Source organism: Pantoea sp. JKS000250 (assembly GCF_003201065.1).
In the GTDB taxonomy this organism is placed as follows: domain Bacteria; phylum Pseudomonadota; class Gammaproteobacteria; order Enterobacterales; family Enterobacteriaceae; genus Pantoea; species Pantoea vagans.
The window spans coordinates 884,116-906,441 of record NZ_QICZ01000001.1; the positions used below are offsets into that span (position 1 = coordinate 884,116).

A 22,326-nucleotide genomic window follows, 5' to 3' on the forward strand; every position below is an offset into this window, starting at 1 on the left:
ACCCTGAATTAAACGAAAAGAGAGGTGCTCCTGGCGTCAGGAGCAGAACGAGGCGCGGCGCGCGTCAGGAGAGTGCTTTCTCACCGCCGAAACGTGCTTTGACCTTGTCTTTAACCCGGTTCATAAAATAAGCACGGTTGTCTTTGTTGGTGAGGAAGAAGTAGCGCGCAAAGCTCAGGCTCGCCATCAGCGACTTGCCATCCATTTTGTAGCGCAGCGGCAGCTTAAAGGCTTTGTAGGTGTGGATATCACGCGGGGTAAGATGCGGCTTCATGCTATCAAGCCAGAACATCGAGTAGTTCACCGATTCGCCTTTATGTTTTGAGCCAAACTTAGTGACCAGGTGGTAGTTCGCCAGCGGTGCGGCGATCATCACAAAGTCATAGCCCATGCGGTCGGCACGAATGCAGAAATCATAATCCTGATGACGGATGTAACGGGTATCGAACTGAATCTTCGCCGCGTCTTCACGCTTCAGCACGATGGTGCTGGTCTGGATAAAGCCGTAGCAGCCGAACAGATACTCGGCGACGGTTTCATTTTTACCCGGCGGCTGCATTGGCATCACTTTCAGGAACGTGCCGTCCTGATAAATGTTCACCTGGCTGAAAATGACGAAGTTCTGTTTGCCCTGGGCTTCCAGCTGAGCAATTTTTTCACTCACCTGCTGCAGTTTATCTGCCGCCCACTCATCATCGGCGTCAAGGAAGCTGACATAGTCACCGGTCGCCAGCTCAATGCCTTTGTTACGCGCACCGGCCCCGTTGAGCTTAACCTCAGAGAGCACCAGATTGATGTCGAGATCCTGGTAGCGGTCGCTGCGAACCACCTCCGCCAGCGCGGCGGCATCCGCAGATTTATCATCCACGATGATGACTTCGAAATTACGATACGTTTGTGCTTTAACGCAATCCAGCGTCGTGACAATCGATTCTGACGCGTTATAAGCCGGAATTACGATGGAGAAACGAATGTCCTTCATTGCCAGCACCTCATTAAAATAGTTCAAAAATAATCCGTTCAATCGACAAGGGTCGACAAAAAACCGGTGTGCTTACCGTCGATCGCCCCTGTATGAATCTCTTCACGCAGGGGCGATCGATGGGTTAATTAGTGGACCAGCCAAAACTCACGCGCCACTTCATAGCCGGTAACCGCCTGCTTGGTCGAAATGGTGTTGTAGTAAAGGTAATAGAGCAGGAAGAAGACCAGCATGGCGTAAAGCGCGGGCTTCCACGATCGTCTGGCCTGGTAAATCAGCGAGGTCAGGATGATCGGCTCGACCTGTTGCAGATAGTTGGACAGACGCGAACCTGACGGGAAGTTGTACAGGAAGATCCTGATCGCACCGCCGATAGCAAAGCTCAGAATCAGCAGGTAGTTAAGGCGATACTGGGCGTAGTTTTCGCGCTTCAGCTCGTCGGTCAGCATGAAGTAGAAGAAGACGAACACCAGCATAATGTTCTTCAGGTTCGACACGGCCAGGATGCTGCCACCCATGGCATAGGACGGGTCATTGTTGTAGCCCGATGCCCTCTCCCCCAGCGACCCCAGATGACCGGCAATCAGAGCAATGAAGCTGGAACCGCCCACTACAGACAGCGGCAGACTGGCAACGATGATAATGACCGGCCACCAGCGCCAGTCACGAATAAACAGGAACGGTATCAGCGTGACGACCATGACACCGGTGTTATGACTCGTGAACGACAGAATGAAGAAGGTAAACGCCCACCAGTAGCGCTTGAGATAGATCGACCACAGGACGCCCAGGAACAGCGCCGAACTGAGGCCAAAGCGAATCTGGTTAATGTCTTTGTTGATAAAGATGTGGGCCGAATAGAGCACCAGTGCCAGCACCGGATAGGGTGACATCTTCCTGAAAAACCAGGTATTGATGGAAACAGCCGTGGCACAGAAAACAAACAGGAAGATGCTGGCATTGTGCGAAACCAGACTGGTGAGCCAGGCCATCGCAAAAATCAGCGGTTCGTAACGGAAAAACGCAACGGTTTTAAAGAAGCCGTTAATTTCAATGCGTCTTACAAAATCCTCAAAGAAGCTCCGGTACTGAAAATCATCCATGCCGGTGCCGAGACCGCGTATTCCCCCGAAGATAATCAGCAAAACGGCAGCAAAACAGAGCAGCCAGGTCAAAATATGATTTGTGCGTTCGTCTTTTTTCAGCGCTATTTCAAACAGCGAAAGCAGCAGCAAAAAGCCTGATACATACCAATAGGGAGCCATGGTGTGATTCCTTAATTCCACAAGTTCTCATGCCAGCAACAATGACGCTTCGCTTCCCGGCTGGCTTTTCAGCGAGCCTGATAGCGGCTATGCGTGCGGGCGATACCCTGCTGGTCATGAATTCTGTTGAGTGACGCTCGCCATGCGATTTATAGAGGTATCGCTTTTGTGGGTTTGGACAGAATAACCTGTGTAAATTGATGCGTGTCGTCATTCAAAGGGACGATAAAAAGGGGCGGTCAGACCGCCCCCTCGTTGTTACTCAATGATCAGCTTTTGTTGGTCTTACCGTAGTCATAGGCGTAGTAGTCATAGCCGTAACCGTAGGCATTCGCGGCTTTGCGCACCACGGCGTTGAGGATCACACCTTTAATCTCAATACCGTTCTGGGCAAAGCGTTTGAAGCTGACGTCCACTTCTTTGGTGGTGTTGGCTTCGAAACGCGCCACCATCAGTGAGGTGCCGGCCAGCTTACCGATAATTGACGCATCGGTGACGGCCAGGATTGGCGGCGTATCGATTAACACCAGGTCGTAGTTCTTGCTCGCCCAATCCAGCAGCTCACCCATGCGACGATGCATCAGCAGCTCAGACGGATTCGGCGGAACCTGACCACGTGGCAGGAAATCGAAACCGTACACGCCCTGCTGAATCAGCGCCGGGCTGAATTCGGTTTTACCGGACAGCACGTTGGACAGGCCAGATTTGTTATCCGCGCCCAGCAGTTCGTGGGTATAGCCACGACGCATGTCACCATCGATGAACAGGACACGCTGGCCTGCTTTGGCAATCAGGGTGGCCAGGTTGGCACAGATAAAGGTTTTACCAATACCCGGGCTGGCACCGGTGATCATCAGGATGTTGTTTTTAGCTTCCATCATGGCGAAGTGCAGGCTGGTACGCAGGCTACGAATCGCTTCGATGGAGAGGTCAGTCGGATTACCCAGCGCCAGCAGCGTTTCGTGCGGATCGGTTTTCACCTTGCTGCCACGACGCGCCAGTGCTTCGGTATCTTTCTTACGCTGCCAGTCAGACAGGGGAACGCTGGCATAGACATTCATACCCAGCTCTTCCAGCTGATCCGGGTTCTCGATGCCGTGATGCAGCAGCGCTTTCAGCAGAACCAGACCCACTGACACGAACAGACCCAGAATCAGGCTTGCCGCAATGATCAGCATCTTCTTCGGTGCAACCGGCGCGTTAGCCGTCTGCGCGTTGTCGATGATGCGGACATCACCTACGGTGCTGGCTTTACTGATGCCCAGCTCCTGCTGACGATTCAGCAGCTGCATGTAGATCTCCTGACCAGACTGAACGTCACGGGTCAGACGCAGGATTTCCTGCTGAGTCTGTGGCATACCAGAAATTTTCTTGTTCAGCTGAGCCTGCTCACCTTCCAGCGTTTTGCGTTTTTCCAGCAGCGCGCGGTAAGTCGGGTGATCTTTGGTAAACAGCTGAGAGACTTCTGCTTCACGGAAGGTCAGTTCGTTCAGCTGACTCTGCACGCTGACAGAGGAGTCCAGGGCAGATTTCGCTTCCAGTGACAGGTCAACAGATTCGTTCTGACGACGGAAGGTGTTCAGCTTGTTTTCCGCTTCATCCAGCTTGCTGCGAACGGCAGGCAGCTGAGTGCGTAAGAACTCCAGGCTTTTCTCGGCCTGCTCTGACTTGCGTTCAACGTTCTGTAACAGATAGTTGTTCACGATCTGGTTCAGCACTTTGCTGATCTGCTCCGGATCTTCACCAAGATATTCCAGACCCAGCACGCCGGTATCTTTACCTTTGTCTGCCACGGTCAGGTTAGAGAGCACAGAACGGATCGCCTGCAGGTCATTCAGCTTGGTCACGGTGAAGCTGGTGCCTTCATCGGCGTGAATCTCGCTCACCAGCATGCTGATATCGCCGTGCGACTCCAGCTGGCCGACTTTACCTTTGAACAGCTCATCGCCATCTTTCGAGACGGTATAGCTATCCGGACCGGTCACTTCCAGTTCAACGTTACGTTTGTCGATAGTGCGTGGGATTTCCAGACGCGAAATCGCGATACTGGCCGGTTTGTTGCCCATCAGGCGCGACAGACCTTTACCAATGACCGGGAAGTAGTTCTGCTCAACCACGGTATCCAGACCCAGATCGTCAACGGTTTTGCCGATGACCATACGGGATTCCAGAATCTCGATTTCCGTATCAGAGGCAGGCGTCGGTGGCAGAATGCTGTCGATTTCGTTAAGAACGGTGCTGGCATTCTTCTGCTCAACCTGAACTAACGCATCGGCGCTATAAATCGGTGTCGCAAACAGTGTGTAGAGTGTTCCCGCCAGCATGAAAAAAGCAGTAACGGCAACAATGATCCAGCGATGGTCAATTAGCTGTCCCACAAGATGCGCCAGATCCCATCCATTCGACTCCTCTCCCGGCGCGGTTCTGACCTTATTTTTTATATTCATGGATAATCCCAACTATCGGCTTAATACGTTGACCCATTTCTGGGTAGCGTTTTCCAGTAATCCGTAAATCTCTTCAAAGGCCTCACGGCTTTTTCGGTACGGATCCGCAATTTCTTTCTGATTGAGCCAGTGCCCAAGCAACATGGTTTTGCCACGTGCGGCGGGGTCGATGCGATTCACCTGTTCAATATGTCGCTTCTCCATGACCAGAATCAGGTCAGTGTTGCGGCACATTTCGGCCGTCAACTGCTGTGCCTGATGGCCTTCCAGCGACAGACCCTGCGCTTCGGCAACGGAAGATGCCATTTTGTCGGCCGGGTGGCCAACAAGGGCCCCCAGGCCGGCAGAGCGAACATCTAAATCGGGCAGCGCACGTTTAAACAGGCGCTCTCCGGTCGGAGAGCGGCAGATGTTGCCAACGCAAACGACTAACACGGACGTAATCATGGTCAGACCTTAGTTCGACCAGTTGCGGATACGCAGTGCGCTCTCGCTCACATCGTTGATACCCGCAATGGTTGGCAGTAATTGCGAGATCACACGGTTCCAGCGCGTCAGCGGCGTTGAGGTGACATAGACAATGTCATATGGCTGAAGCTGGAATTCGGTTCCCATCACCATGGATGCCGCATCTTTGGTGTTCAACTGATAGATGTTGGCAATCTTATTGCGATCGGTACCGCGCAGTGGACGGATAACGAAGACGCCGGTGGCGTCAGAGGTGGTTTGATCCATCCCGGCCGCGTTGCCCAGCGCTTCCGCCAGCGTCATGCCGCTACGGTCCATTTTCAGGGTCGCCTGCTGCTTCACTTCACCCATCACGAAGATTTTCAGATCATCGTTACGCGGAACGTAAAGGATATCGCCCGGATAGAGGAGGTGGTTCTGGCTCAGGTCGCCATTCTGCATCAGTGCCTGCAGCGAGACACGCTGTTCACGACCGTTGTGCGTCAGCACGACGTTACGCCAGTCAGCATCAGCGGCCAGGCCGCCAGCGGCGTTAATTGCGTCCAGAATCGTCAATGGCACGTTAGTGATTGGCTGCTGACCTGAGGTCGTTACCGAACCGGTGACATAGGTTTTCTGTGATTTGAACGAGGCGATGCTCACATCAACCTGTGGGCTTTCAATGTACTGTGCCAGGCGGCGTGCCACTTCGTTACGCACTTCGCCAACAGTACGGCCCGCTACACGCACACGGCCAATGTAGGGATAGAAGATGGTGCCGTCAGAATGCACCCAGTTACCGGTGTCGCTGGCGCTACGGTACTGACCCGCAGGGGTCGTCAGTTCCGGGTGATCCCAGACCGTCACGGTCAGGACATCGCCCACACCGATACGGTATTCGTAGTTCTGAATTTCGTTCTGCAGTGAAGGGTTCGCCTGAGCCACCAGAGGCTTAGGACGCATTTTCTCAACCAGTGAAGGCGTTAACGGGAAGACGTTGACATATTTATCGATGTCAAAGTTGCTATCCTGTTGCTCAATAACATCTTTTCCTGATGTAGAAAGACGAGAACCGGGTTCGACTGTACACCCGACAAGGAATGTGGCGGATACCAGCAAAGGTATCAATTTCATTTTGATTGTAATCATTTAGATCTTCGCTATCAGTTATTTATTGATAGAGGCGAAACCGCCGCTGTGTAAGCGTCCAACAAAAAGTAAATCCTGGCTGACTTAAGCCTTAAGCTCTGAACCTGTCGTTCATTATCCTTGCTCCACTTGTTATAAGTAGTGGCCATCAACCAGGGTGTACCCGAAACGCCTTGCATCATAGCGGACTATAGATGCACGGCGATATCCCTGATGATGGCCGCTATTAACGACACGCCTGACAACGGCACAACACCTCGGAGCGCGCGTGAGCACGCTCATTCCGACTCACGATTAATAGGCACCGTCGCGTTTCAACACCACGCCCACTGTTTTAAACAGAATCGCGATGTCATTCCACAGTGACCAGTTTTTCACGTACCACGAGTCGAAATAGACGCGGGTTTCATAGTCAACATCATTACGACCGCTGACCTGCCACAATCCCGTCATGCCTGGTTTAGCCATCAGGTAATAATCAACATCACCAGCATAACGACAGAGTTCATCTTCAATGACCGGACGAGGCCCGACCAGACTCATATCACCGCGCACCACGTTCCAGAGCTGAGGTAACTCATCGAGACTTGTTTTACGGATGAAGTGGCCCACTTTAGTAATACGTGGATCATTTTTGAGTTTGAAATCTTTATCCCATTCCGCACGCGCAATCGGATCGGTACGAAGCACTTCTTCCAGCACTTCTTTTGAATTAATCACCATCGAACGGAATTTCAGACATTTGAATTTACGGCCATTCATGCCGACACGTTCGTGACCATAAATCGGTGGTCCGCCATCACGGCCAACCAGAAAGCCCAGCACCAGCAGCGCCGGCATCAGCATCAGAATAATCGACAGCGCACCGACGATATCAAAGGCTCGCTTCAGGAAACGCGAGGTGCGTTTTGCCAGGTTATTCTGAACCCGCAGGATCATCACTTCGTGGCTGAAGATATAGGCCATATCAGTACCGTAAAGCGGTACACCACGCAGCGTCGGGATGACAGAGACTGAACGGCAGTTGTGCATCGCCAGCGATTTCAGCCACACATCACGATACTGACTCTGCTCATATTCTACTGCCACGATAAACTGGGTTTCGCTGTTAGTCAGGCTCCAGAGCGCCTGCTCGTCGCGCAGAACCGGAACACCGTTCATGATCTCCTGCGGACAGGTTCCGTCAACGTCATAGAAGGCGATGACGTCAAAACCCATAACCTCTTCGCTTTGCAGCGCCTGCCAGGCTTCGTGCGCATTTTTGCTGCTGCCGATAATAATGGTTTGTTTTTTCCACAAGCCATTTTTATTCAGCAGACGTTTAGCCAGCGCGCGACAGGTCGGAATTAAAATCAGCGCCAGTACCCAGGTCAGTAACCAGACGAAACGCGACATCTGCCACTGCGACAGTGCGGTAATCGACAGGTCGATAACAGAAAATATAAGAATGGTACGAAAAACTTCTTTTAATTCGAACCAGAAAGGTTTGCGGTATGTGTAGTGACGCAGCCTTACCCAGAACCAGCCAATACAAATTACCGACAGACAAATGTGTGTGGCAATTTTTAAATTCATTTCTTTTTCAGAAATATCTGCCAGCGGCGAACCTGACTGAACATTAATTAGCATCATCGCCACAAATAACGCTGCGTTGAAACAAATTAAATCTGAACATGCCAGCATTAATTTGGTAATAAGACTTTTAAACGTAAATTCTGTATCGCGCATATTTAACTCTTTATTTTATTTCCTTAAACCCGCAACGGCTATCGCCCGTTTAATCGTTAAGCGATAAAACCTTTCCAGACTGAGCCGTTTCTAAGGGGAGCTCCTGCGGCGTTTACGCCAGTGATCTTAACCATGACACCAATAATATTGTGATGAATACCAACAGATTACTCTGACTTTAATCACCGCCAGCATTGCTCATTTTATCAACGAAAAACGCGATTCAGGCACGCTACCGCCCTTGGCTGTCGCTGCCAATATCGCTGTCATCATTCATATTGCTCCCCGTAACAGGTAACCGTAACGCATCATACAAGTGTTCATAGATGAATTACTGATTCCTTACATTGCGATTAATGTAGAATCGGTACGCAAATTACGACTCTGGGGCAGAGTTTGCTAACTTGTTGCTATACTAGTTATTACTGGCTTGTTTACAAGCAGGTCCCGCCATCCCTGGACTATTTTAGGAAAAAGACTACCAGCAATTAGTATTGATGCCTGACAGGCAGTGCAATCCTTTCTGTACAATTCGGATTAATGCCATACTCGCGGTGAGATAAATCGCATAAGCCCGGCAGGTGAATATCGCTTTGCCGTGACAAAATGACTCAGAATAGTCTCCCCTGAACCCTGCGAATTTAATCAAAGCGTCACACTGTTATGTTCAGATTTTGCACAATATATCGGGCTATTCCGGTTATCACCCCCCTGCCCTGCCATTTGTACGCGGCTTCGCACTCCACTATCATCAGAGAAAACCCAATTTAAGACATTCAGGTGAACAAGGCATGCTGGAGGTAATTGCAGATCCCTCGCTATGGGCGGGATTAGTAACGCTAATCGTTCTGGAACTGGTTTTAGGCATCGACAATCTGATCTTCATTGCCATCCTGGTTGAGAAGCTTCCTGGCCCCCTTCGCGACCGCGCGCGCGTCATCGGACTACTGCTGGCGTTAGTGTGCCGCTTATTGCTGCTGGCTTCGCTTTCCTGGCTGGTTACGCTCAAAGAACCCTGGGTTACGCTGGGGGGCCACCCCTTCAGTGCGCGCGACTTACTGCTGCTGTCAGGCGGGATTTTCCTGCTATTTAAAGCCACAACAGAGTTGAATGCGCGCCTTGAAGGCCATGATGAAGATGCCGGTCAACAAAAAGGCGGCGCTAAATTCTGGCCGGTGGTGGCGCAAATCGTGGTGCTGGATGCCATCTTCTCGCTGGATGCAGTGATTACCGCCGTCGGCATGGTGAATGAATTGCCGGTCATGATGATTGCGGTCACCATCGCCATTCTGCTGATGCTGCTTGCCAGCAAGCCACTGACCCGCTTTGTGAATAACCACCCTACGATTGTCATCCTCTGTTTAAGCTTCCTGCTGATGATTGGCTTCAGCCTGGTGGCGGAAGGCTTTGGCTTTGTCATTCCTAAAGGCTATCTCTATGCGGCTATCGGTTTCTCGGTCATCATTGAGGCACTGAACCAGCTGGCTCACTTCAATCGTCGGCGTGTGCTGTCAGCGGGTCGCCCGCTGCGCCAGCGCACGGCGGAAGCGGTGTTACGCATGCTGCGGGGTGCAGCAGAACCGGCGGAACTGGATGCGAAAACCTCGTCCCTGATTGCTGACAGCGATGCCAGCATGCTGTTCAACCGCCAGGAACGGGTGATGATTGCCCGGGTGCTGGGCATGGGCCAGCGCCACGTCAACAGCATCATGACCTCGCGCCATGACGTCGACCATATCGACCTCAGTGACGATCCGGCAGAGATCATGTCACGCCTCGACCGCAATCAGCACACGCGCATCCTGATAACGGACAACTCCAGCGAACCACTGGGCGTAGTGCACGTTATCGATCTGCTGCACCAGTCGCTGCACCACAATTCACTCGATCTGCGCGCCCTGGTTCGGCAGCCGCTGGTCTTTCCTGAACGTCTGACGCTGCTGCAGGCGCTGGAACAGTTCCGGCAGGCCCATACTCACTTTGCTTTTGTGGTGGATGAGTTTGGTTCAGTGGAGGGCGTGGTGACCCTGAGCGATGTGATGGAAACCATTGCGGGCAATCTGCCGAATGAGGCGGGAGAGATTGATGCCCGCTACGATATTCAGATTCAGGGAGAGGGGCACTGGATTGCTAACGGCCATATGCCGCTGGAAGATCTGGCGCTCTATGTGAAACTGCCGCTGGACGAGCAGCGTGACTATCATACGCTGGCAGGTTTACTGATGGATAAGCTGCAGCATATCCCGCAGGAAGGGGAAGTGTTGCAGCTGGGTGATTACCGGCTGAGAACCCTGCAGGTGGAAAATCATCGGGTTCAGAAAGTCGAAATTCTGCTGCAGCCTGATAGCGATTACGAGGTTTAATCAGTCATCCGGTTTGACAGCATGCGCCCGCTACGGGCGCATGATTTTCTTCAGGTTCTCTTTATTCTCGCCCTCTTTCTGACGATCGATCCACTGATTCAGCCGTGACTTCGCTTCACTCTGAAGACGGTCACGCAGCACGGCATCCACCGGCAGGGAATATTGCAGGCTGTTCCAGTCACCATACATACGCAGCGGAACCGGCTGACTGGAAAGCGTCTTCACCAGCGCATCGTCGCCATGCCAGCCGCTGATTTTCAATCCCAGCGTGACGTCCAGCTGTTGCTGCACCATGTCGACTTTACCCGCGCCCTGCAGGCCCAGATTCTGACCATTGCCATTAATATCGCTGAAGCTGAGCACGCCTTTATTCAGCGCGACCTGACCACTGATCGACTCAATGCCTTCATCGACGGCATCCTGGCTGCTGACTTTATCACTGACCCGAGCTACGGCACGCTGCACCATCTGCTGCAGATTAAGCTGTGCCAGCTTCAGGTTACTGGCGCTGATGGTCGCCCTGCCCTGCCAGCTTCGTTTTGCCGCCTCAACCGTCAGCGTATTGCCCGACAGCTCGCCGTCGAGACTCAGATTTCCCTGCAGGCTTTCCGGCAGTTCAAATGCTTTAAGCAGTGGCTGAATGGCAATCAACCGGAGTTGAGGTTTCAGGCTGACCTGCGTTTCCGGCTGACGAATATCGATGCTGCCGGGAACCGAAAAGCTGCCATTGCCCAGCTTGCCGCTGAGCGTATTCAGCGTCATCAGTCCCTGCTGATTGCTGGCGTTTACCGCAAGGCTGGTCAGGGAGAGACCGCGCCATACCACACTATCGGCCTGTAATTTCAGCGCCAGGCTCAGTTCATTGAGCGGAGAGTCGGCGTTGCTGCGCTCCCGTGGGGCCGCAATCACCGGTAAACGGGCCACAGTGGCATGCTGCACGCCAGGCGTTTCAGAGACCGGCGTGCTGGTGAGTAAATTATCCAGATTCAGCGTGCTGGCTTTCAGATCCAGCGCCAGCTGCTGTGGCGGAGTAACCTGTCCGCTGCCCTGCCCGGTCAGCGTACTGTCGTTGGCGGTGAGCTGCAGATTGCTGAACGAGAACTGCTGGCGGTCGCCATCCCATTCGCCCTGCAGGCTCAGTGAGCCTTTAATTCCCTGAACCGGGATATCGGCACCGGAAAGCGTGTAATCAAGCTGCTGCAGCTGGCCGCTGAGACGGTGGGGATATTGCGCGGCATCGAGCTGGCCTTTGAGATTCAGGGTCGCGTTACGCTGATTGCGCATCAGGCTGGTGCTCAGCGACAGGGTCGCCAGCTTATTCGCGTCCTGTTCCATATTGATGTTGAGGTCGCGGAAATTATATTCGTCACCGCCCGGCTGCTGCCAGATAAGCAGACTGTCGGCTACCCGTAGCTTTGCAATATCAAATGACCAGCCGCTGGACGCCGGGGCTGGCTCCGCATCACGCGGACCCTGCGGCGCATTTTTAGCACGCTGCGCGCTGCTCTCCGGCGTGACCCGCACGATCGCATTTTTCAGCAGCACCTGACTGACGCTGAGCTGGTGGGATAAGAGTGGCCAGAGATCGACATCAAGCCGCATGTTTTCTGCCGAGACCAGCGGCTGGCTGGCACCCGGCGCGGTGAGACTCATCCGCCCTGCCAGGATACTGAGCTGAGGCCAGACGTGCCAGCGCAGATCGCTGCTGACTTCAAGGCGATAACCACTGCGTTGTTCGACCTGTTGCACCATATAGGCACGAAAGTCGTTGGGATTGACCAGCAGCACCAGTGCGCTCATTCCCGTTACGACCACCACTAACAGGATGGCCAGCGTGGTTATCACTCTTTTCATTACATCCTCAAATCAGTCTTTATCGATACGGCTGGCATCAGCGCCCTGCTGACCGCGATATTTTGCATCTTCACGCCGGTTGTAGGGACGTGCAGCCGGACCTGAAAGTGGTTCAAAACTCAGCGCGCCGATTAACATGCCGGGACGCAGCGCCAGCGGCAGTTTACCTGAATTGTAGAATTCCAGCACGATACGACCCTGCCAGCCTGGATCAATGCGGTGAGCCGTCACGTGAACCATCAGCCCGAGGCGCGCCAGCGATGAGCGGCCATCCAGCCAGCCCACCAGATCGTCAGGCAGTGTTACAGACTCCAGAGTCACCGCCAGCGCCAGTTCACCCGGATGGAGGAAAAAGGCTTCGCCATCAGGCAGCACGATCTCATCGCTCATCACACGGTCCAGTGCCGCACTCACTTCCTGTTTCGGGCCGCTCAGGTCGATAAAAGCCGCGGTATGACCGCTGAAAGTACGGAACTGATTACCCAGACGCACATCGACCGTGGCACCATTAATGCGCTCGACCGGCGGGCGTGGCTCAATAGCCAGTTTGCCAGTGTCCAGCCAGGCTTCGATATCGCGATCGCATAATCTCATTGCGGTAACTCCATAACATAAGTGTAGCAAACCGGCATGCGTGCCTGCCGCCGGTCTGCACCACGTCCGGACGGACGTGCGTTATTCAAAAAACTGGTTGATTTTCGCCTTGAGGATATCGATGGCGATACGGTTTTTTCCGCCGCGCGGCACAATAATATCGGCGTACTGTTTTGATGGCTCGATAAACTGCAGGAACATCGGACGCACGGTCTTCTGATACTGACTCATTACCGAATCCATTGAACGGCCACGCTCGTTGACGTCACGTTTCATGCGGCGCATCAGACAGATGTCGAGCGGCGTGTCCACGAAGATAGAGAAGTTGAGTTCCTGGCGCAGACGGGCGTCAGTCAACAGCAGAATGCCTTCAAGAATAATGACCTTTTTGGCCTTCAGGTGATGCGTTTGCTGGGTGCGGGTGTGTTCAACATAGCTGTAAACCGGCAGCTCAATATCCTGGCCGGCTTTCACCGCCTGCAGATGCTGCAACAGCAAATCATGATCCATCGCACTCGGATGGTCATAATTGGTTTTAACCCTCTCTTCCATGGTGAGGTGACTTTGATCTTTGTAATAAGCATCTTCCGGGATCACCCCGATGTGCTCGTCACCTACCTGATCACGGATTTCACGATAGAGCGTGCTGGCAATTAAACTTTTACCGGATGCGGAAGCGCCGGCAATGCCTACAATCACGCACTGATGAGACTTGTCAGTCATACTATTTTAGGACCTGATAACTGGAGCCTGCCACTGGTCACACATTACGCGGGCAGCGGACGGGCCGAAATGGAGAGGGTGTGTTCGCGCTAAGTATAGGGATTTCGGCCTTTTGATGCCACAAAAATGGCGTCGGCGACTTTTCAGACTTTCTCCTTTGGACGCCACTCATTTCACCGATAAACTAACGTCACACCATACTATAAATAAAATGGCCTGCGCGGCGCGCTGTTCTGACGATGCGCGCTGCAAACGTTTCGACCGAATGATGCATCAGGAGTGGTATGCACTGGAAGACTTTGACCTATTTTGGCGACAGCATGCTGTTGATTCCGACAGCGGTGATTATTGCGCTGATTTTGCCGTGGAAGAGTGACAATCGTCTTACGGTCTTTTACTGGATTGTGGCTTTTGGCCTGGCTGGCCTGACCGTCAGCCTCTCGAAAATTCTGTTTCTGGGATTTGGTATTGGCAGCGCCCGGTTTAATTTCACCGGTTTCAGCGGTCACAGCGCCATGTCCGCGACGCTATGGCCGGTCATGTTATGGCTGATTTCCGGGCGCTGGGAAGCCGTATGGCGTATCGCGGCGATTGGCGTCGGTTATCTGATCCCACTGATGGTCGGTTTCTCACGCCTGATGATCCACGCTCACTCTAAAAGTGAGGTCGCTACCGGTCTGCTGCTGGGCTTTACGCTGAGCACCGCGTTTCTCATTTCGCAGCGCCGCACCTCATTAAAAGGCTTCAGCTGGCCGCAGGTAGGTGCCGCGCTGTTAGTGCCGTTTGTATTGATGAGTCACGGTCGCGTCGCAACAACGCAGCAGTTTCTGGAGCGCTTCTCTGCCAGCCTCGCGGGCCTGGAGAAACCTTATACCCGCGCCGATCTTTTCCGCCAGTAATCAACACGCTGGCAATCAATTTTACCCTGCCCGTCAATTCGCCGAATAACGGGCAATATTGATTCCACCCCTTTTTTCTTTGCCGAATGTGCTAGCATGCAGTCAGAGAATGACTGGTGCCTGATTCGCCGTTGCGGAGCCCTGCACCCTGCCGGAAGTCCGCATGACGATAGAGATCCTGTCCCCGCAAAATAACCCGCCAAACCGCTGGCTCTCGGCCCTGGTGCTTGGCTGCGTGGTGTTTGTCCTGACGATGTTCTGTCTTGAACTGATCGTTGTCAGTGGGAAGATTTCCCCGCTCTGGTTCCCGACCACCTTAATGACCGTCGTGGTTTTCCGCTGCCCGTCAAGACAGCTGCCGCTGCTGCTGATTGCCTGTGTGCTGGGCACCGCGGGGGCGAATGCCATCATCATCGGACCTGCCCTCTCAAATATTAAATTTGCGCTGCTTAATCTTATTCAGGCCGGCGTGGGTGGTATGCTGCTGCGCGCCCTGCTGGATCGGCGCGCGCCGCTGAATTCGCTGAATGACTGGGCAAGGATGGTGGTGTCAGTCGGCATCATGACCCCGCTGCTCGGCGGCGTGCTGGCGATCTGGACGCTGCAGGTCAGCGGCCATGCCTCGTTTCCCTTCTTCTATACCTGGGTCATCTCCGAGATCATCGGGATGCTGGTTTTAGGCCCGATGCTGCTGCTGCTGCCCTGGCCGCTGCGGCGCGCGCAGTTCAGCGATCTGCGGCTGGCCGAATCCCTGCTGACGCTGGTGCTTACCCTCGGTGCCAGTTATCTGGCACTGCGTTTCCTGCCGTGGCCCTTTACCTTTATTGTGGTGATCCTGTTCTGGTGCGCGGTTCGCCTGCCCAAGCTGCAGGCGTTTGTCCTGTTCTTCCTGAACGCCAGTTTTATCTCGATGCTGCTGGCTTTTGATCTGGTCAACGTGGTCAATAACAACAGCGCCCTCGGCCCGGTCTCCAGCTGGCTGCCGTTTCTGCTGGTGTTAATCCCCAGTCACATTATGTCGCTGGTGATGGACGCGTTCCGGCGCGAAAAACTTCACATTACCGACAGCGAAACCCGCTTTCGTCACGCCATGGAGTATTCCGCCATCGGTATGGCACTCGTCGCGCCACAGGGCAACTGGCTGCAGGTGAATCGATCTCTCTGTCAGATTCTGGGCTATCCGGCAGAAGAGCTGAAGCGTCTGACCTTTCAGCAGATTACCCATCCCGACGATCTCAGCCTCGACCTGGAACATGCGACCCGGTTGCTGGAGGGTGAGATCGATACCTACACTTTTGAGAAGCGCTATTTCCGTAAAGATGGCGAAATTGTCTGGGCGCGGCTGACGGTCTCGCTGGTGCGCGACAGTAGCTATGCCCCGCTCTACTTTATTGCGCAGATTATCGATATCTCAGAGCTGAAGCAGAGTGAGCAGGTGAACCGCCGGCTGATGGAGCGTATTACGCTGGCCAACGAGGCGGGCGGCATCGGCGTATGGGAGTGGAACCTGCTGACCGGCGAGATGTTATGGGACAAGCGCATGTACGCCCTGTTTGGCCTTGCGCCGCATGAGTCGCCCAGCTATGACCTCTGGGTCCATCTGCTCCATCCCGCCGATCGCGAGTACGCCGCGCTGACGGTGCAGCAGGCGATTGAGCTGCGCAGCGCTTTTCATATGGAGTACCGCGTGGTCGATGCTCAGGGACAGCGCTGGGTGCGCACGCAGGCTAACCGGCAACTGAGCAAAGAGGGGCGCATTGAGCGCATGCTGGGCATCTGCCAGGACATCACGCCGCTGCGCAATCTTAATGAGGCGCTGTTTCAGGAGAAAGAGCGCATGGCGATCACCCTGGATTCCATCGGCGAAGCGGTGATCAGCACCGATAAAGAGATGCGCGTCACCTTTATGAACCCGGTAGCAGAGAAAATGAGTGGCCTGTCGCAGGAGCAGGCAGCCGGTCAGCCGCTGAGTGAACTACTGCATATCACTCAGGGGCGTAACGGCCCCGAAGTCGAGAATCTGCTGTTATGCCAGCTACCGGCGGAAAAAATCACCCCCGGTCTGGCGGACGATCTGGTGCTGCATACGCCCGATGGCGGCCATATCGATATTCACTACAGCATCACACCGCTGCGCTCCGAGGCGGGCCTGGAACAGGGTGCCGTAATGGTTATTCAGGATGTGAGTGAGTCGCGCAAACTGATGAAGCGGCTGAGCTATAGCGCGCTGCATGACACCCTGACCCGCCTGCCGAACCGTGCCAGTTTCGAGCTTCAGCTTAAACGTCTGCTGTTTGATGCGGCTGAACATCAGCATCAGCATGTGCTGGTGTTTATCGACCTGGATAAGTTTAAAGCGGTGAATGACAGCGCCGGACATGCCGCAGGCGATGCGTTACTGCGTGAGCTCTCCGATTTAATGCAGCACCACCTGCGCAGCAGCGATTTCCTGGCCCGGCTGGGCGGCGACGAGTTTGCGCTGCTGATGCCCGATTGCGAAGTCGCTCAGGCGCATGACGTGGTGCAGCGCATCGTCGCCGCGGTCAATGATTACCGGTTCCAGTGGCTGGGCCGCCTTTATCATGTGGGTGCCAGCGCGGGCGTCACGCAGATTTCAGCGGATAACTGCCAGAGCGGCGACGTGCTTTCGCAGGCGGATATCGCCTGTTACAACGCCAAACGCAGCGGGCGCGGACGACTGGTCATCTACGAACAGCATCGGTTGCCGCTGCCGGGTAATCATCAGGGCATGGATGCAGCAATGATTGATGCGCTGCAGATCGAACTGCCGGCCTGGGCCGTTGCGCCGCCTAAAACACCGCAGGCGGCCTTTATCTGGCTGCTTGAGGTGCAGCTGTTAACGGCTGACGGGCTGCTGGTGGATGAAACCCTGCTGCGCAATAACCTGCCTGACGATTCGCTGCGTCGTCGACTGGATAACAATATTCTGGATGCTTTTTTCCGTCACGATGTGCAGAGGCTGAATAACAAAGGCATTCCGGTGATCCTGCCACTCAATGCACAGGTACTGAACGATGCCGTTTTCGTGCAGCAACTCTGTCAGCGCTTTGTTGCCGAGGGTCTCTCTGACAGCCGCTGTGGTTTCGCTTTCCCTGCCGCCAGCGTGCTGAGCAAAGGCGATCAGCTCTATGCCGCGCTGATGCAACTGCGGCAGTGTGGCTGTCGTGTCGTGTTGCAGCATTTTGGCCGTAACCTGGATGCCTTCAATCAGCTGAGTGACGAAGTGGTTGATTATCTGGTGCTGGCCCCTGAACTGGTTGCTAACGTTCATAATAATCTGATGGATGAGATGCTGCTGACCATCATTCAGGGCCAGGCAACGCAGCGCAATATCTCGGTGCTGGCCGGTCCGATTTCAGTACCCGCCGTACTCAGCACGCTGGCGACCCTTGATGTGGATGGCGTCTGGGGCAGTGCCGTGGCCGAGCGTCAGCCGTTGCGTTCTCTGGCTGAAGATCGCATCTTCGCTATCCGTTAATTCCCGCGCTGCCTGCTTGCCACCCTGCTGAAGCTGCGCTAAAGTCGCCCCCTTTTTTCCGGCATGGGGGCGAAAATGTTCATAGGATTCGATTACGGCACGGCTAACTGCTCTATTGCAGTCAGCGAAAATGGCACGCCACGTCTGTTAACGCTGGAAAATGATCAGCGCCTGCTGCCGTCAATGATCTGTGCGCCGACCCGCGAGTCGATCAGCGAATGGCTTTATCGTCATCATCAGGTGGCGACGCCGGACAGCGAAACGACGGCGCTGCTGCAGCGTGCCATGCGTTATAACCGCGAAGAGGATATCGAAGTCCAGCCCAACAGCGTGCAGTTCGGACTCACCGCGCTGCAGCATTACATGGTCGACCCCGAAGATGTCTGGTTCGTTAAATCCCCCAAATCGTTCCTCGGTGCCAGTGGCCTGAAGCCACAGCAGATCGCCCTGTTTGAAGATCTGGTCTGCGCCATGATGCTGCACATCCGCCAGCAGGGTGAAAGCCAGCTTGATCAGGCCATCGATCAGGCGGTGATCGGGCGGCCGGTCAACTTTCAGGGCTTAGGCAGCGAAGAGTCTAACCAGCAGGCAGAAGGCATTCTGCTGCGCGCCGCTCACCGCGCCGGTTTCCGTGACGTGGAATTTCAGTTTGAACCGGTCGCGGCCGGACTCGATTTCGAAGCGACGCTGAAGCAGGAAACGACGGTTCTGGTGGTGGATATCGGCGGCGGTACGACCGACTGCTCGATGCTGCTGATGGGGCCAAAATGGCGTGATAAGGCGGACCGCCGTGAAAGCCTGCTGGGCCACAGCGGTTGCCGCGTTGGCGGGAACGACCTGGATATTATGCTGACGTTTAAAACCCTGATGCCATTGCTGGGCCTGGGCGGTAATACCCTGAAAGGCACCGCGTTGCCTGCCCTGCCGTGGTGGAACGCCATCGCCATCAATGATGTTCCGGCGCAGAGTGACTTTTACAGTCCGGCCTGCGGTAAGTGGCTGCGGGATCTGGTGCGGGATGCTGAACAGGGTGACGTCGTGGCTCGCCTGCTGAAAGTGTGGCAGCAGAAGCTCAGTTACCGGCTGGTGCGCGCGGCAGAAGAGAGCAAGATTGCGCTGTCAGCCAGCCCGGCGCATACCGCTTCACTCGACTTTATTGCCGCGGCATTAGAGACAGAGATTGGGGTGGGTCAGCTGCAGGACGCCATCAGTCAGCCGCTGGAGAAAATCCTGGAACAGGTGCAGCTCGCGCTCGCCACCAGCCAGATCAAGCCTGATGTAATTTACCTGACCGGCGGCAGTGCGCGTTCGCCACTGCTGCGCGCAGCGCTGCAGCAGACGCTGCCGGATACGCCGATTGCGGGCGGCGATGATTTCGCCTCCGTCACCGCAGGCCTGGCCCGCTGGGCGGAAGTGATGTTCCGCTAATGCGGCGCATTGATGTAAAAAAGGCTCCTCGCTTTTCCGTAAAGACAGCTCAGAATCTTAAAGCGATGGGAGCATACCCCTGTAGCAAAGCATCGCGGGCCACGGATGGCCCGCGCTGAGCCTGCCAGGAATGGCGTCTTTTGCGTCTTTGCGGAAGGCGTATGCTCCCTGAGCCTGTGCACGATCTCCCCGCAATGGTTTTAAGGATGCCGTTTTAGCCCACTATCAGAAGGCAATATTGGCGCTGATACCGCCGATAAACGCATCCTTCACTTCGCTCACCGCGCCCGGCGCCACCACATACTGCAGGTTAGGTCGCAGTGACATCCAGTTCGTTACTTTGGCGTTGTAGTAAACCTCATAGTTGTACTCTGACCCTTCCTGAATCGGCAGATAAGTCGGGCTGTCAAAGCGGCTCTCGCCATTGGCCTGATTCTGCTGACGCAGTGAGCGGGTATAGTCACTGTTCACATGAATACGCGACGCGCCCACACCAATCTCATCCTGCGGACGGGCATCGAACGGCCCTGTCCAGGTAAAGGCGATAGACTGATAGTTATCGGTCTTCGAGGTCTTATGATCGTTCATCACCGCCTGAACACGCACGCCCAGACCGCGGTTCACATCGCCATCCTGCGCGGTCAGCTGTTGCTGCAATAACAGATAGCCGCCGTAGGAATGGGCCTGATCCTGATAGCCGCCGTTGCGCCAGCTGCCATAGACATCGCCATCCACTGACGAATAGTAATAACCGATGCGATAGTTACCCGGTAATTTCTCCGGCCCGAACGTCGGTTTCCAGCCCAGTTCCACCGGCACCAGATTCCCCTCAGAGTTGCTGGTATCCAGACGGAAGCCATCGCCGCGATCGTAGTTAGCGCGGTTCTGATTATAGAAACCGACCTGGAAGAAGACATCCGGCGTGATATTAAACTTTACCCGGCCGCCCCACTGCGACACCGGCCAGTTGAACCAGCGATCGCCGCGCCAGTTACCCGCCTGTCCGCTGCCCAGCGCCAGGTTCTGGAACAGATTGCCATCGAAGTTGTCGAAATCTTCACCCACCGTTACCCGTCCGGCTTTGATATCGACCACATCGTTAAACAGGCCTTTGCGCAACCAGAACTGCGTCAGACGCCAGGTCTGACCGCGACCATAAACCTCCTGCACGGAGGAGAGCATTCCGGTGCGTTTATCCGCCACCTGATCGGAAAGATTCTGGCCGTCACGGTTAGTCACGGTCATCTGGAATTCAGCATCCTGCCAGTCCAGCAGCTTCTGCAAATCGAAATTGGTGCCGAACGTCCACTGATCGCTGTAGCGCATGGTGGTATTGGTATCGGCTCCGCCGCCTAAGTTAGCGGCGCTTTCCATGGTGTAGTTGACGTCAAACTTGATGCCGTCGTCCTGCAACTGCGTTCGGTAACCACCCCAGTCCCCAAACATCCATTCAGAGTCTGGGCTGAAAGCATCAGCGGCGATGGCCTGTGCGGAAAACATGGCCATGATCAGGGTGCCGGTTGCCACACGGCGCAGCGAAAAACGCTGTTCTGCGAGTCTGTTTTTCATCTTGCTTATTCTTATGTAAGTTACGGAAAGTGACGGGCAGAGGATAATGCTGACTAATCTTCATTTATTGTAAATACGTGCGCATAATTTCCTGAAACATCAGTTTATTAACGCATTTGTGATCGGGATCGCTGATTGGTTATTCTTCGGGCAGGGTGCGCACTTTTTAACAGGCATAAAGTAAAAAGGGGCGCTAGCGCCCCTGTAATTAGCGGCTGGCCTGGTCCAGTTGATCAATCTGTTCCGGGGTCAGCGTGAGCTGCGTTGCGCCAGTCAGATCGTCGAGCTGTTTAAGTGAGGTAGCACTGACAATCGGTGCGGTGATACCGGGCCGGGCAATCTGCCAGGCCAGCGCCACCTGCGTCGGTGTCACCTGATGCGCATCGCTGATCGCATCCAGCGCGTCAAGGATTCGCAAACCGCGCGGGTTGAGGTATTTGTCTACCACGCCCTGACCCCGTGCGCTTTTACTGGCATCCGCTGCATCACGATATTTGCCACTGAGAAAACCGCTGGCGAGGGAGTAGTAGTTGATTACGCCTAAACCGTGCGCCCTGACCACCGGCTCCAGTTCCGACTCATAGGGCTGTCGGTCATAAAGGTTGTATTCCGGTTGCAGGGTTTCATAACGCGCCAGCCCCTCCGTTTCACTGATCTGCAATGCCTCCTCAAGCCGCGCCGCGCTGTAGTTCGAGGCGCCAATAGCCCGGACTTTCCCCTCGCGAATCAGACTGTCAAAGGTGCTCAGCGTGTCCGCCAGCGGCGTGTCCTGATCGTCACGGTGCGCCTGATAGAGGTCGATGTAGTCGGTCTGTAACCGGCGCAGTGAATCTTCGACCGCCTGACGGATATATTGCGGCTTCAGCCCGGTTTTTTCCGGCGACAGTTCCATACCGACTTTAGTTGCCAGCACGATCCGATCGCGCTTGCCGCTTTTTTTCAGCCACTCACCAATAATCGTTTCCGATTCACCGCCCTTGTTACCCGGTGCCCAGCGGGAATAGACGTCGGCAGTATCAATAAACCACAGCCCTCGATCCACCAGCGCATCCAGCAGAGAAAAGGAGGTGGTTTGATTCACTGTCCAGCCAAACACGTTGCCGCCAAACGTCAGTAACGGCACCGTAATACCACTGTCACCCAACTGCCGGGTTTGATTCTGACTCATTATCTGCTCCTGATTTGCCTGACAAACGGTCTGTTTTTTAGCATAGCAAAGTCATTTCACGCCTTTATGACGATTGTGCTGCGATTAATGCAGGAACAGGCATAATTACCCCGCCCTGACAGATATCCTTATTTCCTTCAACTTCTGCCCGTCAGAGGCGACTACAATCTTTCGTTTGCAGGCTACCCCTTTCATGCCTGCGCCTGGGACT

At 54.5% G+C, this 22,326-nt stretch carries 15 protein-coding genes; 4 read left to right on the forward strand and 11 right to left on the reverse strand.

The window, feature by feature from the left end; translation table 11 throughout:
• Positions 1 to 64: 64 nt before the first annotated feature.
• The 6 genes from BY447_RS04390 to wbaP all read right to left on the reverse strand — a co-directional run bounded on the left by BY447_RS04390 (position 65) and on the right by wbaP (position 8,018).
• Positions 65 to 982, reverse strand: a complete 918-nt coding sequence (locus tag BY447_RS04390; RefSeq protein WP_095707708.1) for a glycosyltransferase family 2 protein — start codon at positions 980 to 982, stop codon at positions 65 to 67.
• A gap of 128 nt (positions 983 to 1,110) precedes the next feature.
• Positions 1,111 to 2,247, reverse strand: a complete 1,137-nt coding sequence (locus tag BY447_RS04395) for an EpsG family protein (protein ID WP_013358463.1) — start codon at positions 2,245 to 2,247, stop codon at positions 1,111 to 1,113.
• A 269-nt stretch (positions 2,248 to 2,516) separates the two neighbouring features.
• A complete protein-coding gene (gene wzc / locus BY447_RS04400; RefSeq protein WP_013358464.1) occupies positions 2,517 to 4,694 on the reverse strand; it encodes a tyrosine-protein kinase Wzc in 2,178 nt (725 codons plus the stop codon).
• Between the two features lie 12 nt (positions 4,695 to 4,706).
• A complete protein-coding gene (locus BY447_RS04405) occupies positions 4,707 to 5,141 on the reverse strand; it encodes a protein-tyrosine-phosphatase (RefSeq protein ID WP_013358465.1) in 435 nt (144 codons plus the stop codon).
• Between the two features lie 9 nt (positions 5,142 to 5,150).
• Positions 5,151 to 6,290, reverse strand: coding sequence for a polysaccharide export protein (locus tag BY447_RS04410; RefSeq protein WP_013358466.1), 1,140 nt, complete (start codon positions 6,288 to 6,290; stop codon positions 5,151 to 5,153).
• A 294-nt stretch (positions 6,291 to 6,584) separates the two neighbouring features.
• A complete protein-coding gene (wbaP, locus tag BY447_RS04415) occupies positions 6,585 to 8,018 on the reverse strand; it encodes an undecaprenyl-phosphate galactose phosphotransferase WbaP (protein WP_013358467.1) in 1,434 nt (477 codons plus the stop codon).
• Between the two features lie 791 nt (positions 8,019 to 8,809).
• Here wbaP and BY447_RS04420 point away from each other — a divergent pair.
• Entirely contained in the window at positions 8,810 to 10,381 is a 1,572-nt protein-coding gene (locus tag BY447_RS04420) for a TerC family protein (RefSeq protein ID WP_107319927.1), read from the forward strand.
• A gap of 30 nt (positions 10,382 to 10,411) precedes the next feature.
• Here the strand turns inward: BY447_RS04420 and asmA are convergent, their stop codons facing one another.
• The 3 genes from asmA to udk form a co-directional block, all read right to left on the reverse strand.
• Positions 10,412 to 12,235 carry an outer membrane assembly protein AsmA gene (asmA, locus tag BY447_RS04425; RefSeq protein ID WP_110330629.1) on the reverse strand — a complete coding sequence of 608 codons (1,824 nt, stop codon included), beginning with the start codon at positions 12,233 to 12,235 and terminating at the stop codon, positions 10,412 to 10,414.
• A gap of 12 nt (positions 12,236 to 12,247) precedes the next feature.
• The gene (dcd, locus tag BY447_RS04430) at positions 12,248 to 12,829 is read right to left on the reverse strand and encodes a dCTP deaminase (protein WP_013358470.1); all 582 of its coding nucleotides are present in this window, start codon (positions 12,827 to 12,829) and stop codon (positions 12,248 to 12,250) included.
• Positions 12,830 to 12,910: 81 nt separating this feature from the next.
• The gene (gene udk, locus BY447_RS04435) at positions 12,911 to 13,552 is read right to left on the reverse strand and encodes a uridine kinase (RefSeq protein WP_013358471.1); all 642 of its coding nucleotides are present in this window, start codon (positions 13,550 to 13,552) and stop codon (positions 12,911 to 12,913) included.
• Between the two features lie 284 nt (positions 13,553 to 13,836).
• Here udk and BY447_RS04440 point away from each other — a divergent pair, with 284 nt between their 5' ends.
• From BY447_RS04440 to yegD, 3 genes are all read left to right on the forward strand, one after another.
• A complete protein-coding gene (locus BY447_RS04440; RefSeq protein ID WP_107319929.1) occupies positions 13,837 to 14,451 on the forward strand; it encodes a phosphatase PAP2 family protein in 615 nt (204 codons plus the stop codon).
• Positions 14,452 to 14,614: 163 nt separating this feature from the next.
• Positions 14,615 to 17,950, forward strand: a complete 3,336-nt coding sequence (locus BY447_RS04445) for a diguanylate cyclase (protein ID WP_110330630.1) — start codon at positions 14,615 to 14,617, stop codon at positions 17,948 to 17,950.
• A 75-nt stretch (positions 17,951 to 18,025) separates the two neighbouring features.
• Positions 18,026 to 19,378: a molecular chaperone gene (yegD, locus tag BY447_RS04450; protein ID WP_033733249.1), complete on the forward strand. Its 1,353-nt coding sequence runs from the start codon at positions 18,026 to 18,028 to the stop codon at positions 19,376 to 19,378.
• A gap of 225 nt (positions 19,379 to 19,603) precedes the next feature.
• On the opposite strand, the gene BY447_RS04455 is transcribed toward yegD, so the two are convergent.
• Both BY447_RS04455 and BY447_RS04460 read right to left on the reverse strand, forming a co-directional pair.
• Entirely contained in the window at positions 19,604 to 20,947 is a 1,344-nt protein-coding gene (locus BY447_RS04455; RefSeq protein WP_199226920.1) for a carbohydrate porin, read from the reverse strand.
• 208 nt (positions 20,948 to 21,155) lie between these two features.
• Complete coding sequence (locus tag BY447_RS04460; RefSeq protein ID WP_110330631.1) at positions 21,156 to 22,115, reverse strand: aldo/keto reductase; 960 nt, start codon at positions 22,113 to 22,115, stop codon at positions 21,156 to 21,158.
• Between the last annotated feature and the right edge of the window lie 211 nt (positions 22,116 to 22,326).